The sequence below is a fragment of the Roseovarius sp. PS-C2 genome (assembly GCF_018862045.1).
In the GTDB taxonomy this organism is placed as follows: Bacteria; Pseudomonadota; Alphaproteobacteria; order Rhodobacterales; family Rhodobacteraceae; genus Roseovarius.
Map to the genome: position 1 here is coordinate 156,779 of NZ_JAHKSQ010000001.1, position 13,761 is coordinate 170,539.

Sequence of the window (13,761 nt, forward strand, 5' to 3'; positions counted from 1 at the left end):
GGGACGGAGATGACCGGGATCAAGATACGCAAGGCCGAGGGAACATGGGTGGTCCGTGCAGGCGGCGCGGTTCTGGCCGAAAGCAAGGACGCGCTGGAACTGTCGGAAAACGGCCACCCGGATGTCATCTATTTTCCCCGCGGCGATATCGCCATGGCGTTTCTGGATGAAAGCGATCAACGCACCACCTGCCCGCTCAAGGGCGAGGCGCGCTATTATTCCATCGTGACCAAGAGCCAGACCTTGAAGAATGCGGCCTGGAGCTATGACGCCCCCAAGGACGACGTGGCCCGCATCAAGGACCATCTGGCCTTTTATCCCAGTGAAAAGGTCGCGGTCGAGCGCGTATAAGCCCCCTATCGGCATATATAGCGGGACGCGAACCGGCACTCGTTTCAGGCGGGAGTGCCGGGCACGTCCCGTGTGCCTTTCAGGATCGCGCGACACAGATCTAAGATGTCGGTCGGCACATGCCGCCGTCCGGTTTTTGTCAGCCATCGGCCTGTCCGGCATTCCCGCGGGTTTCATAGGAATTTCTTCTTGCCGGACGGGCCGATAGTGGCAAATTTCACCTCCGGGCGGGCAACAAGGGAAAAGGGTCAAAGTTCCACCACATTTCGCCTCTAAACCAAGATTCTGCGTAGCCAGTGACCTGTGTTTTCTCCTGAACTCACCACTAAAGGCCAACGCGAAATGAAGATCCTTGCGGTCGATGATGACGAAAGCATTTTGGAAATTCTTCGGCACGTTCTGGGAGGCACTGGGTATCACGAGGTCGAAACGGCGCAATCCGCCAAACATGCGCTGGAAACCATCAGCGATGAACAAAGGTTTTTCGACTGTTTCCTGATCGACATTCAAATGCCGGCCATGGATGGGATCGACCTGACGGGGTTGATCCGTCAAACACCGGGATACCGCCACAAGCCGGTCCTGATGCTGACCGCGATGGAAGACAAAGACTATCTCGACCGGGCCTTTGCCGCCGGTGCGACCGATTCCATCACCAAACCATTCGACTTCCTCGAACTTCGCGCCCGCCTTCACGAAGCGCAAAGGCTGACCCATGACAAGGAACATCACGATTTCTGGCCAAGCCTGGACAAGGCGATGGCACAGCCGGGCGCCGACCGCGCCGAGGACACGACAGACGAAGCCGGGGCGTTGATCGACTATGCGGAGTTCGAAAACTACCTGATCGCGCTTGGCCGTCGCAAATCGTGCAAGGCGATTCTCATCGCGTTCAAGATCAGGCATCCGGGGCGTGACTTTCCGAAGCATTCGCCAGACAATCTGGCGATCATGGCGCCCGATGTCGCCATATCGATTCAACAGGCGCTGTTGGGTCATCTGAGCAGCCTGTCCTATCGCGGTGACGGAACCTTCGTTTGCGTCCTCGAAAAACCGCTGAACGCGTTCCGGGACGAAATCGAAGACATGATAAACACCCGGATTGCCTCGCGTCCCCGGCAAGACAGGAAATCCTCCGTTCGGGTGGTCGCCGGGGATCAGGTATCGTTGAAGACGATCTCGCCGCAGAACCTGTTCAGATTGCTCGGGCGCGCCGTCGACAGCGTTGAGCAAAGGCACCTTTCGGCGAACGAGTTCGTTTCGATTTCGAAACGCTTCCTGAGCCGTGCGCTATTGTCGGATGAACAGCGGCGGCTCGATCAGAAGGCCTACAGGTCTGTACTGAAAGAGACCCTCCCGGAAGTGAACGACACGCTGTGGCATCAACGGCTTGCCGCCAGGAAGACCCGGACAGGCTGACGCGCGCGCCCGCGGCCCGAGGGCTCCTGCATAAACGCCTGCGACCATTTTGAGGCAAGTTTTACCCGCTTGCCAACTGATCGACCGATCTTGGCCACGATCTGATCACAATTCCGGTGCAGCGTATTAACGTTATGAGTGCAAACGTACCCTTCCCAATGGTTTTCAAGCTGTCCAATGGAAAGTTACATTGCCAAACACGGCCACCATTCAAAGCCTGCCTGAGGATCAACTCCTCTCTCCCGGCGCGACGCTTCTTTACGGTCAGTACACGATCGAACGGCATCTCATAGACGGGGGGTTCGGCATGACGTATCTTGCCCGTGACAGCCTTGATCGCCGTGTCGTGATCAAGGAATGCTTCCCCAGTTCGATCTGCCATCGCGTCGAAGGAGAAGTCCGTCCGACCGAGACGGACAATCAGGAGCAGTTCCAGAGCGTCATTCGCAATTTCCTGCGCGAGGCCCTGCGTCTGGCCAAGCTCGAACATCCCAATGTCGTCGGGGTTCATCAGGTCTTTCAGGAAAACAACACCGCCTATATCGCCATGGAGTACATTCAGGGCGTCGACCTGATCACCGTGCTCGAACGCGAGCCCGAGCGGCTGACGAACCGCCTCATCACCAAGTTGCTGCACGATACCCTGAACGCGCTGGATTACGTTCACGCCCAGGGGATGCTGCACCGCGATATCTCGCCCGACAACCTGTTGCTGGATATCAATGACAAGGTCACCATGATCGATTTCGGCGCCGCGCGTGAGGAGACTCGCAAATCGTCGCGCGCCCTTTCGACGCTGCTCGCCGTCAAAGAGGGCTATTCCCCGCAGGAATTCTATGTTCAGGACAGTATCCAGGACATGTCGAGCGATCTCTATTCCGTCGCGGCGACGTTCTATCACCTGGTCACGGGCGAAGCGCCACCGGAAAGCCAGAAACGGCTTGCGGCGCTGACCTCGGACGAACCGGACCCCTACGTTCCGCTGGCGGAAGGAAAGTGGCCTTTCGACAGGCCGTTCCTGGACGCCATCGACCGTGCCCTTTCGCTGTCACGGGGGGAACGCATCCGCTCGGTCGAAGAATGGCTGACCCTGCTCGATGCGAAACCGGATACGGTTGCAAGCGTTCCCGAGCTCGAGCCGGATGCAGATTTGCCGGACACGAGACTCGAAGCCGTGATTTCCTCGCTTGTGGCGGACACGAACAGGTATCTTACCGCCGCCGTGCCCGACACGGCCACGCAGGCCAAAGACACGACCGACGAATCCGCCGAACAAGAAGACGAGCTCCCGCAGCTTGTCGATATCTTCGGCAACCCGATTCAGGATCTCGAAGCCTGGCTGAAAGATCAGGACCGGCAATCGGAAAAACACACGGAAAAACACGGCCGCCGCAAAAAACCGGAGAGGGCTGAAATCCGGCACGAGATCGAAGCTGAAGAACCGGAAGCGCCTATGATGGCAGCGGCGGACGAAACGACCGGGGAGGACGCTCCGCGGTCCGGGCTATCGCGTATGTTGAATTCTCTAGTGAAACGGCGGAGCCGCGCAGCCGCCACGGGTCAAAACTGAAAGGACGATCATGAAATTCATTCGTGACATTATCGGAGAAAAGCGTCAGGCGCATTTCGAGGCTGGCGGCATTCCCTCAGCAGATATTCCCACGCCCGACAGGCCGCGCACCGACAGCGCGCAGGAAGAAATGCCGCACCGGACCGCGCAGGACCAGCAGGCAGAGCGGCTTGACGATATCCTGCTAGGGCAAGTCAGCGCGAAGGCCGAAGACGGTTTCGAACAGTTCGACCGGAAAACAGACGATCTGGCCGAGAGCCTGACAGAGGGTCCGAGCGAAAATGCGGATCACGACCTGATGGACGATCTGAACAATCTCTTTTCCGATACGGATTACGACGATCTGCAAGACGATGTGACCTTTGCGGATGCCGCAGCGATGCCCGCCACCCCTGCCCCGGCCGAAACATGCGCGACGGAGGAACCGCAGCAGGACGAAGCGGCCTCCCTTGCAGACGAGCCACCCGCGTGTCAGCCCGACGATACGGCCCCCGCATCGCAGCCCGATACGACCGCCCCGCAGCACATGACCGGCGAACACGAAGTGCCGCAATCGCAAGACCGTGTTGAGCCCCCTGCTGACGATCCTGCGCCCCTGCAACTCGGCGCCGAATACGAACGCACCGTCACCGTTTCTCCCGAAATACCTGCACAAGAGGCAAGTAACGAAACACCACCCCCCGCACCGGCCAGCGAGGCACCGACACCCGCCGCCGATCCGGCCCCCGCTGTCGCGGTCGATGTCCCTCAACCGACAGCGGGGCTTGGTGCCGGGCGCCGTGGCCGGGCCAAGACACGGTTGCTGGGTTTCCAGCCGGGGAACGACATCGGGCGGGACGTGCTGTCGCAAGCGCCGGTCGCCTCGCACGCGGAACACGCCATGTTCCCGGTCGGATGGCTGGTGGTGATCAGCGGCGCGGGCTATGGCGCGTCCTTCACCCTGCATAACGGTGTCTGCACCATCGGGCGCGGTGCGGATCAATCCGTTCGGCTGGATTTTGGCGACAACAGCATTTCGCGCGAGAACCACGCCTCGATCGCCTATGACGAACAGCAACGCGTCTTTTATATCGGGCATGGCGGCAAGGCAAACCTGGTTCGCCGCAACGACAGGCCGGTTCTGAGCACCGAAGACCTGTGCGCAGGCGACAAGATCACCATCGGTGAGACCGTTCTGAAGTTCATTCCGCTTTGCGGTCAGGATTTCAAATGGGGCACCCCGGACAACAATGGCTGGGCCCATGACACAAACGGTTGATCTGATCTACGAAACGTCGATGTCCATCGACCAGGGGCGTCGCGACCGCCAGGAAGACGCCGTCGTGTCCGATTTTCAGGCCGGATTCCCCTGCGGTTTCGTGGTCCTGGCGGACGGCATGGGCGGGCACGCCGCCGGCGATGTGGCCAGCAAGATCGTCGTGACCGAGGTTTTCAGCGAGTTGAAGCTGCAATCCGGCGATCCCGACCTGCTGGAGCCGCATATCGGAGATATATTGCGCCGTGCCGCCGAATGCGCGAACGAATGCGTCGGATTATACGCCAGCACGCGCGCAAACGTGGCCGGAATGGGCGCGACCCTTGTCGCCTCGGTCTTTATCGAGGACAGGCTTTACTGGGTTTCGGTCGGGGATTCGCCCCTGTACCTGTTTCGCGATGGTGTGTTGACGCGCCTGAACGAAAACCATGCGCTGGAATCCCAGATCGATTTCCTGGTGAACAACGGCATCATGGGCTACGAAGAAGCGCTGAACTATCCCGATCCAAGCTGCCTGACATCCGTCCTGATCGGGGATGACATCCCTCAGATGGACTGCCGGTCGATGCCTCTTCGGATACGGCATGACGATATCCTGATCGTGGCCAGCGACGGGTTGCAATTTCTGGACGACGCCCAGATCGAGGGCATCCTGCGGTTTTCGCGCAAACGCTCGGCCGACGATATCAGCGCGGCGCTGATGCGCGAAATTCACAAGCTCGACGACCCGGATCAGGACAACGTGTCGTTCTGCGTCATCAAGGCCGTGAAGGAAGGGGCAAAGATGTCCGAGCCCCCTTCCGAAGCGGTAACGCATTCAAGCACGCATCAGGCCGGGAACAAAACCATCACGATTCTGGCCAAGGTGTCCCGCTCGGGCGCCGGAACCGCATAGGCCGGATTTGGAAGAGAGTACACGCGTGACGAATATCGGGAACATCAGTCCGGTCATCGACCGTCTGGAAACCGCGCTATCCAGCGGAAACATACCGGCGCCCTACGACCGCTGGGGAGGGCGGCTGTTGTCGCACCTCACCAAACCGGTTCAGGTGGTCGTCACCGGCTTGCCGGGCAGTGGCAAGACGGCCCTTCTGGAAATGCTGTCGGGCCATTCGGTATCGACGGGCGGTCTGTCGCCGCCCATCATGGAACTGTCCTATGGCGAACATGAGCGCACCGTGATCGAGCGCCGCGACGGTTCGGTCCAGGAAACTGCGGGATTGCTGAAGGATATCGACCTGCCCGAGGATGTGGTGCGCGCACGCCAGGAGATCCCGACCCCGAGGCTGGCCTGTCAGGACTTCATTGAAATCGGCCTGACGGGAAACCCCGCTGACAACGGTTCCGTTCTCGATCAGATTGTCAGGCGGGCCGATATCGTCCTGTGGTGCAGCCAGGATTTCAACGGCGCGGAACAACAGCTTTGGGCGATGGCCCCGGACCACATCAAGGATCACAGCTTTCTGGTGCTGACCAAGGCGGACAAGCAAATGATGCGCGGCGTGCTGCCCGGTATCATGTCCCGTCTGGAGCCCGTCGTGGCCGAGGAATTTCTGGGCATGTGCCCGGTCGCGACGATTCAAGGCATTACGGCGCAGACCTCGGGCACGGCGGTGGACGATGCGCTCTGGGCGTCGAGCGGTGGCCAGCGCCTGATGAACCTGGTGCTGAACGAGGTGCGGCAAGGGCGTGCCGCGGATATCGACCAGGGCCGGGTCTTTCTGGAAAGGCTGTCGTCGCAGGCCCCGATGGCCCCGGACGCAAACGCCGCCTCGCCCTCAGCCGCTGTGGTCCCCGCTGCGGCATCGCCGCTGACCTCCGGCAATGAGACTGTCGCGACCGAAACCGGCGTGCTGCTGTCCGAAGCCGCCGATCTGCTGCAGAAACAGGCCGGGCAGATGCTCGACTCGCTGGATATGTCGGGGGAACTGAACTCCGACGCGATCCTGAATGGCTGCGTCGAAGCGGTATCGTCGCTCGGCACCCTGATGGACCGCATCGCCCCGAACGACCCGGCGGCGCAAACCGTGCGTGACGATCTTCAGGATGGCGAGGAAATGCTGGTTCTGTTTCAACTGGAACGCGGCGAAGACGCCGCCCTCGACGCCGTGACCCTGTTACTTCAGATGCGCAAGGAGCTGATCGAAAAAGCGGCAGGCTGAAAAGCGGGTTAACGAACGGGGCAAAAGCAAGATTATTTCCGCAGACGCGTCCAATTCTCACCACAATTGCTTGCCAGTTTCGTCAAATGTTGAACGCGGGCGGATGATATGGATGTCCCAACCAGGCCTGTCCATCCGTCTCGCCCAAGCCGACACCGGAAGCCGAATGAACGTCAAAGCTGAAATAGATCACGCAACCGGGCTCCTGACCTCCGCCGGTCCGGGCAATCTGTCGTCGGGCATGGAAGACCTGAGCGATTTCGCCTGCCGGACAGCCGAAATCGAACAGGCATTGGAAACGCTCGCCAATCTCGCGGGCAAAGGCACGCGCCGTTCGGTGCAGCGCTTGCAGGACGAACTTGCCGATTTCGAACCCTGTGTCACGGTTCTGGGACAGGTGAAATCGGGCAAGACGACCTTGCTGAACGCCATGGCTGGCTGGGCCGACCTGCTTCCGTCGGATGTCAATCCGTGGACCTCCGTAGTGACCTCCCTGCACCTGACACCGGGTCAGAAACGCGCCGAGAACGGCGCGAAATTCCAGTTCATGACCGAAGACGAATGGGACAGGCTGACCTCCAAGGGCGGTCGTCTCGGAGAACTGGCCGGACGCGCCGGGGCGGACAGCGAGCTGCAGAAAATTCAGCATCAGCTTGAAACCATGCGCGAAAAATCCCGCAAGCGCCTGGGCCGCAAATTCGAACTGTTGATGGGGCAAGAACACGAATACAGCTATTTCGACAAGAACCTGCTGGAACGCTATATCTGTCTGGGCGACGATTTCGGCGATGACAGCGACGATCCCGCCGATGACGGGCAGGGTCAGTTTGCCGATATCACCCGGTCGGCCGATCTGTATCTGAATTGCCGCACTGTTCCGCACAGGATTTGCCTGCGCGACACGCCGGGCGTCAACGACACCTTCATGATGCGCGAGATGATCACCATCAAGGCCGTCCGCGACAGCCGGATCTGCGTGGTCGTCCTGTCGGCGGCGCAGGCCCTGACCACGGTCGATCTTGCCCTGATCCGCCTGATATCGAACCTGCCGTCGCGTGACGTGGTGATCTTTGTCAACCGGATCGACGAATTGTCCGATCCGGTCAACCAGATCCCCGAGATCGAGGACAGCCTGCGCGAAACGCTGCAGGCCCATGATGGCCCGGCGGAGGCCGAGATCATTTTCGGCAGCGCCTATTGGGCGAACAAGGCACTCAGCGGAAAACTGGACGATATGCCCGATGTCAGCGCCGATGCGCTGCTGGCGATCACGAACGATCTGCTGGGCACCACCCGGATCGACCGCGAGCCCGCAGATCAGATATGGGACATGTCCGGCCTCCCTGCCCTGATGCAGGGCTTGTCGCAACGCATCGTGGACGGGCTTGGCGCGCCGCTGCTGGAAAAGCTGGCCTCTTCGGCGCTCTCCATCGCCACGTCCCAACAGGCAGCGCAATCGGTGATGATCGAAGCCGGCGATCACGGCGCCAATCTCAGCGGCTACGACCTGCGGAAAGAATTCGAACAGATCGCCCAAACCCATCTGGACGGGTTCGGCAGCGAGATCGACGAGATCATTGCGGATTTTCACCTGCGTGCCGACCGGGCGCATGAGAACTTCGTCGAACGCTCCACGCATTCGCTTCTGACGCATCTCGAACGTTTCGGCCCGGATCTGGTTTGGGAATACACCCCGACGGGGCTGCGTGTCCTGCTGCGGTCGGCCTATTCGTCGATGGGCGCGCGTATCCGCAAGGCTGCCGAGCAGCGCTATGAGGCCGCCGTGACCGATACGGCCCATCTTCTTTACCGCGCCTTCGGGAAGATGGTCGAAGGCATCCAGATAGGCGTGCCCGCAGTTCCCGATATCCCCGCCCCGGTCGCCCTGGGACAGACCATCGCACTGGATTTCAACGACAGCTGGTGGGTCATGTGGTGGCGCAAGACCCGCGGCTACAAGGCGTTCGCCAAACAGTTCCGCGAGTTGATCCGCGCCGAAACCGAAGATTTCATGACGCAGATGAAGGATGCGCAGACCGGCGACATTCGCACTGCCGTCCTCAAGGAACTGCAAGGGTTCCTGGACCAGCAGCATGACGTTCTGACCGACCTGATTTCAGGCCGCCAGCACGGCGAGAACATCGAGACCCTGTTTCAGACACCGGCAGGTCAGGACTGTCACGGCAGTCTCGACACGGCGATCGAAACATTCAGACGCTACACCTCATGACGAAGGAGACGACCTTGGATACCGCCGATACAAGTCTGCGCGTCGCCCCCCGCAAACCCCGGTTGGCGCTGATGGGCGAGTTCAGCGCAGGCAAAAGCACGCTGTCCAAACTGCTTCTGGGCGGGGCGCCGATGCCGGTGCGCGTGACCGCAACGCGGCTTCCGCCGGTCTGGCTCAGCAAAGGGGCGGACTCTGCGGTTGCGGTACGGCACGACGGAACGGAAATGCCCTGTGACATCGCCGCGCTCGACGAGGTATCGGTCGAAGATACACGTTATATCCGGCTCTATAACCCGTCCGAAACGCTGGATATCTGCGATCTTATCGACATGCCCGGCATTTCCGATCCGAACCTGTCCACCGAGGCGATGCTCTCCCTCGTGGATGATATCGATTGCGTCGTCTGGTGCACCCCGGCCACGCAGGCATGGCGGCAATCCGAGGCCGCGATGTGGGAGCGGATCAAGGACCGGACGAACGGCGACAACATTCTTCTTGTGACCCAGGCCGACAAGCTGCGCAACGATCGCGATACCGCGCGCATGCTGGCCCGCGTGCGCAAGGAAACCGAGGGGCTGTTCAAGGCCGTCTATCCGATTTCGATTCTCAAGGCGCTCGACTCGGGGGACGACGAAGCGAAATGGCAGGCCAGCGGCGCCGCGGAATTCGTCGATCACCTGGTGGAAATGCTGCTCAATCCATCGTCATCGGCCGCGCAGCAGACGCCGCATTATACGCCGCCCAACGCGCCTTCGGATATCGCCCAAAGTGGTGATGCCGGGGAAACATCTCTGGCCCTGGCAGGGTCCGACGACGACGAAACCACCTCCGATCCCGGAATCGTGCCAAAGCGCGTGCGCCGCGTGCGTACCGAACTGCGCGGGCGCCGGACGCGACCGGGGGCCGACCTATGACGCAACGCAGGACACAACGGCTGGTACGGGCGAGATAATCGTCACGCCAGCATGACCATCGCCGGGGGGGCGGAGCATGAACATTGCCGAATACCTGGACCAAATGCGCAGGGATATTCCCGATTGCTCGCTGGTTTCCTTCGGGGACCTGCGCACCGGGCTTTCGCTTCGTGCCAGCGCGGCAGACCCTCTGAGACAGGACCAACTGGAAGAGATTCTTCAACACGCGGCCTTTACCTTTTCCGTGTCCGACGCGCTGGCGGCGACAGGTGAAACGGAAACCGCCGACCGCCAAAGCGCCATCGTTGCCCGCCCGCAGGGTGTGCTGATTTTCGTGCGCTCCCCGGAAGAGCCATCCGATGTCATATGCTGCCTTTGCCGGGATGCCGCGGCGGAGGCCCGTGTCGTGAACGGCGCGAACAATCTGTTTCATGGCATGGCGGGGGGCTCCTGATGGCAAGGACAGCCCAGATAACGCCGGGTCCGAACGACAAGGCGGAACAGCGCCTGCGAAAGGTGCTGAAACGCTTATGCGCCGAGCGGACCGTGCTGAGCGCCGAACGCGACACCCCTGCCGAAAATGGCCTCGGTCTGGTTCGCAGGGTCATAGACGAGATCGACGAAACCATCCTGCCCAGACGGATCGACATCGTGGCGAGCGGCAAGGTGGTGGGTCGGATGATCGCCTCGCATCGCAGGCTGATCGCCCTCGATACCGCCCACCCTGCCCCCGAAGGCAATGCCACCCCGGAAGGCATGGCGCGCGCCCATGTCGAAACCCTTGTGCACATCGGCGACAATCATCCCCAGGCATCGCTTTGCTGCCGCGGGCGCATCGAAAATGTCGCGACCGACAGTCAGTCCTGTTCGGTCGAGCAATTGGCGGCCTGCACCGTTGCAGACGACCGGGCCGCGCCGCTGGACCGTTTCCTTGGGGAAATCGAGGATCGGGCACAGGGCTGGATACGGCTCGAAGAGCGAACGACGATCCTGGGTTCCGGCGGTTCGGGAGATCTGGTCGCCCGCCTGGCCGATCTGGGACGGCTCGTTGTGGAAAAGCGCATGTACAAAGGATCGCTGTCGCGCCTCAAGCGAAGCGAGCCGACCTGTTCGGTGCTGCCTTTTTCCCGGACGTTGCGCGCCGTCGTGGCATCGGAGTCCGACGACTATGTCATCGCCCTCCTGCCCCCCGAGGATGTGGCCGGGACACTGGCGGATTGGCAACGGTTTTACGGCGCAAAATCGCCTGCATCGCCGTAAACATCCCCCCGATCGTCACACCCCAGCCCCGCCGCCGCGGGATGAGAGGCCCGACTCTCGCCTGACGCACAAAGAATGCGCGTAAGCGAAAAAGGCCGCACAACCACAGCAACCCATGAATTTGCTGCCCAATTTCCGGGCAGGGGAATGCGTATGACCTGTGCTGTGGCATTCTAAACTAACGAAATTTAATAAAAAATTAATACACGGTAGACTTGTTTGGTTAAAATTTGGCATAAATAAGTCAAAAATATGTTGAGAGCAGGCAATGAACCGATCGTGGTCGCCTTTTCGTGCGCCGTCCGAACTTCCTGACTGGCCAAATCCGGCGTCCCTGACGACCCCGGAAAACGCCAGAGGTGTTTCATCGGGGTTCATGACCCGCAGCAAGGCATCGAAGATCAAATCGGTCACGATGAATTTCCGCACGATTCACGAGCATGGCGATCTTCTGGTGAAATATCTCGAAGCGCGCAAAACGATATTCCTGGATCAGCTGAAATGGGACGTCTGCGAAGCCGACGGCATGGAGTTCGATCAGTACGATACGCCCGCGAGCCAATGGGTTGTCCTGCACGAATTCGGCGAGGTTCTGGGCGGCGTTCGCATGCTGCCGACCATAGCGAAATGCGGCATTTACAGTTACATGCTGCGCGATGCGCAAAACGGCCTTCTGGAAAGCCTGCCCACCGACGTTCTGTTCATCGAGGCCCCGGTCGAGCACGATGTCTGGGAGGCATCGCGCTTTTTCGTGACCGATATCGTCCCCGCCTCGCGGCGTCTGGAGGTCGAACAATTGCTGTTCAAGGGCATGACCCAAGTCGCGATCGACAACGGGGCGAAATATATCCTCGGGATCGTTCCCGCTGTCTGGTCGCGTTGGGCACGGCGCCTGGGCGTCAGCGCAACCCCGATCGGCGCGAAATTCACCATTGACGGCACCACCAGCCAATCGGTCCTGTTCAACGCGCAGGGTTTCGTGATCTGACCCGAACACCGCGTTTATTTCGGACGCAACGGAAACATTGCCGTGTCGAATGGCGGGTTTCCGTGCGATTCATCAACAATGTCACGGAAATGCCCGATTTTACACACAATCGGTCAGAATTCGCCGAAACCGGGCCTCAATAAAAGCACAATCTTTAATTATCGGTTGTTCGCTATTCCGCAGCAATAACGGCCGTGGCTCATGACCAACCTGATTTCAGCAAGTGACCGTTTCCAGCGCAAACTGGATGACCGTGCGAACAAGATTATGGCCTCCACCTTTCGGATTCTGGTGGTGGATGACGAGCCCAGCATCCTGGAGCTTGTGAAAACGGCCTTGGAAACGCTTGACGATTACAACGTATCGACCGCAACGAACGCGATTGCGGCGCTTGAGGAAATCCGCCGCGCCGAACGGCCCTTCGACTGCATCCTGCTCGACATCCAGATGCCCGAAACCGATGGCATCGAACTGCTGCGCGGGCTGCGATCCCTGCCCGATTATGCCGACATTCCGATTCTCATGCTGACCGCCATGAGCGATCGAAGCTATATTGACGAAGCCTTCAAGGAAGGCGCAACGGATTACGTCAACAAGCCCTTCGACTTTCTGGAACTGCGCAGCCGCATCAAATGCGCGCATCAGCTTGTCGACGAGCGGCGCAAGACCGAGCTCAGCCAGAAATGCGCCTATCAGTTGCAACAGAAGATGAAGCGGAACAAGCAGTTCAACTTCGACGATCCGATCTCGGTGTCCGACGTCGACAAGCACCTGCGCTACCTTGAATTCGACAACTACGTCACACAGCTTGCCCGCCGCAAGCTGTTCAATTCGCAGTCGATCGCGATCAAGATCCAGGATGCCCAACTGCTGTACGAGAAACAGGATTGCGACAGTTTCCGCAATGCGATCCAGACCGTCGCCGAAAGCATCCAACTGGCCACTCACAAGGTCGATTGTGTCTTTTCCTACCGTGGCGGCGGTATCTTTCTGGTCATTTCGCACGATGCTAAGGGGGCCGAAGCGCTCTCATGCGAAAAGAATCTGAACACCCTGATCCAGGAGCGGACTCCCCATCAGCAACCCGCCCCCGAACCGATCAATGTTCTGGTCAGCAACTCCGTCCCGATGCGCGGCCTGTCACGGTCGGCGGCCGCAACGGCCCTTCAGGACGCAATCAGCAACGTCAACGAACTGGAGCTCGCCTTGCAAAAGGATCAGGATACACAGACCGGCACGATGCACGATCACCGTCAGGATCTTCGCAAGCAGACGCGCAAGCGTGTCTACGAGCGTGTTCTCTTCGAACTTTTCGGGGAAGAAAACTATCTGAACATGCGATAAATTCGCAAAACCGATCTGTTTTACCCGTCCTGGAATACGCGGTAAAAAATAAACGGTTTGGTATACTTGCCAAACCGGCATCTGATGATTCACTATGTCCACACTTGGCAAGCGATGCGAGCCGGTTCGGGAATGCCTGACGGTATTTCTGTATGTGTCTGAACAAGTTGGGCGTGTTTTCCATAAAATCAACTTTGGCCTGTCCGGGTGTTTGTGCGCTTGTCAGGCCCTTATTCTGAATTTGGCTCGATTGCGCGCCTGGCCCGAG

Annotated in this window: 12 protein-coding genes; all 12 read left to right on the forward strand. The window is 59.7% G+C overall.

From position 1 onward, the window contains the following. The first annotated feature begins 9 nt into the window (after positions 1-9). The 12 genes from KPG71_RS00770 to KPG71_RS00825 all read left to right on the forward strand — a co-directional run bounded on the left by KPG71_RS00770 (position 10) and on the right by KPG71_RS00825 (position 13,493). On the forward strand, positions 10-351 hold the full coding sequence (locus KPG71_RS00770; protein ID WP_216336037.1) for a DUF427 domain-containing protein: 342 nt from the start codon (positions 10-12) through the stop codon (positions 349-351). Positions 352-693: 342 nt separating this feature from the next. Continuing rightward, complete coding sequence (locus tag KPG71_RS00775; RefSeq protein ID WP_216336039.1) at positions 694-1,770, forward strand: response regulator; 1,077 nt, start codon at positions 694-696, stop codon at positions 1,768-1,770. Between the two features lie 190 nt (positions 1,771-1,960). After that, positions 1,961-3,340 (forward strand): serine/threonine-protein kinase, encoded by a 1,380-nt coding sequence (locus KPG71_RS00780; RefSeq protein WP_216336041.1) that lies wholly within the window; start codon positions 1,961-1,963, stop codon positions 3,338-3,340. 10 nt (positions 3,341-3,350) lie between these two features. Then, on the forward strand, positions 3,351-4,598 hold the full coding sequence (locus KPG71_RS00785; RefSeq protein ID WP_216336042.1) for an FHA domain-containing protein: 1,248 nt from the start codon (positions 3,351-3,353) through the stop codon (positions 4,596-4,598). Next, entirely contained in the window at positions 4,582-5,490 is a 909-nt protein-coding gene (locus tag KPG71_RS00790; protein WP_216336043.1) for a PP2C family serine/threonine-protein phosphatase, read from the forward strand. The genes KPG71_RS00785 and KPG71_RS00790 overlap by 17 nt, the downstream gene beginning before the upstream one ends. Positions 5,491-5,515: 25 nt before the next feature. Further along, positions 5,516-6,757, forward strand: coding sequence for a hypothetical protein (locus KPG71_RS00795; protein WP_216336044.1), 1,242 nt, complete (start codon positions 5,516-5,518; stop codon positions 6,755-6,757). A 166-nt stretch (positions 6,758-6,923) separates the two neighbouring features. Beyond that, complete coding sequence (locus tag KPG71_RS00800; protein ID WP_216336045.1) at positions 6,924-8,987, forward strand: dynamin family protein; 2,064 nt, start codon at positions 6,924-6,926, stop codon at positions 8,985-8,987. Beyond that, positions 8,984-9,901, forward strand: a complete 918-nt coding sequence (locus KPG71_RS00805; RefSeq protein WP_216336046.1) for a dynamin family protein — start codon at positions 8,984-8,986, stop codon at positions 9,899-9,901. The genes KPG71_RS00800 and KPG71_RS00805 overlap by 4 nt, the downstream gene beginning before the upstream one ends. 76 nt (positions 9,902-9,977) lie before the next feature. After that, the gene (locus tag KPG71_RS00810; protein WP_216336047.1) at positions 9,978-10,355 is read left to right on the forward strand and encodes a hypothetical protein; all 378 of its coding nucleotides are present in this window, start codon (positions 9,978-9,980) and stop codon (positions 10,353-10,355) included. After that, positions 10,355-11,161, forward strand: a complete 807-nt coding sequence (locus KPG71_RS00815; RefSeq protein WP_216336049.1) for a hypothetical protein — start codon at positions 10,355-10,357, stop codon at positions 11,159-11,161. The genes KPG71_RS00810 and KPG71_RS00815 overlap by 1 nt, the downstream gene beginning before the upstream one ends. Positions 11,162-11,537: 376 nt before the next feature. Further along, positions 11,538-12,149 carry an acyl-homoserine-lactone synthase gene (locus tag KPG71_RS00820; RefSeq protein WP_253195993.1) on the forward strand — a complete coding sequence of 204 codons (612 nt, stop codon included), beginning with the start codon at positions 11,538-11,540 and terminating at the stop codon, positions 12,147-12,149. Between the two features lie 201 nt (positions 12,150-12,350). Beyond that, the gene (locus tag KPG71_RS00825) at positions 12,351-13,493 is read left to right on the forward strand and encodes a PleD family two-component system response regulator (RefSeq protein WP_073032474.1); all 1,143 of its coding nucleotides are present in this window, start codon (positions 12,351-12,353) and stop codon (positions 13,491-13,493) included. The last annotated feature ends 268 nt before the right edge of the window (positions 13,494-13,761 follow it).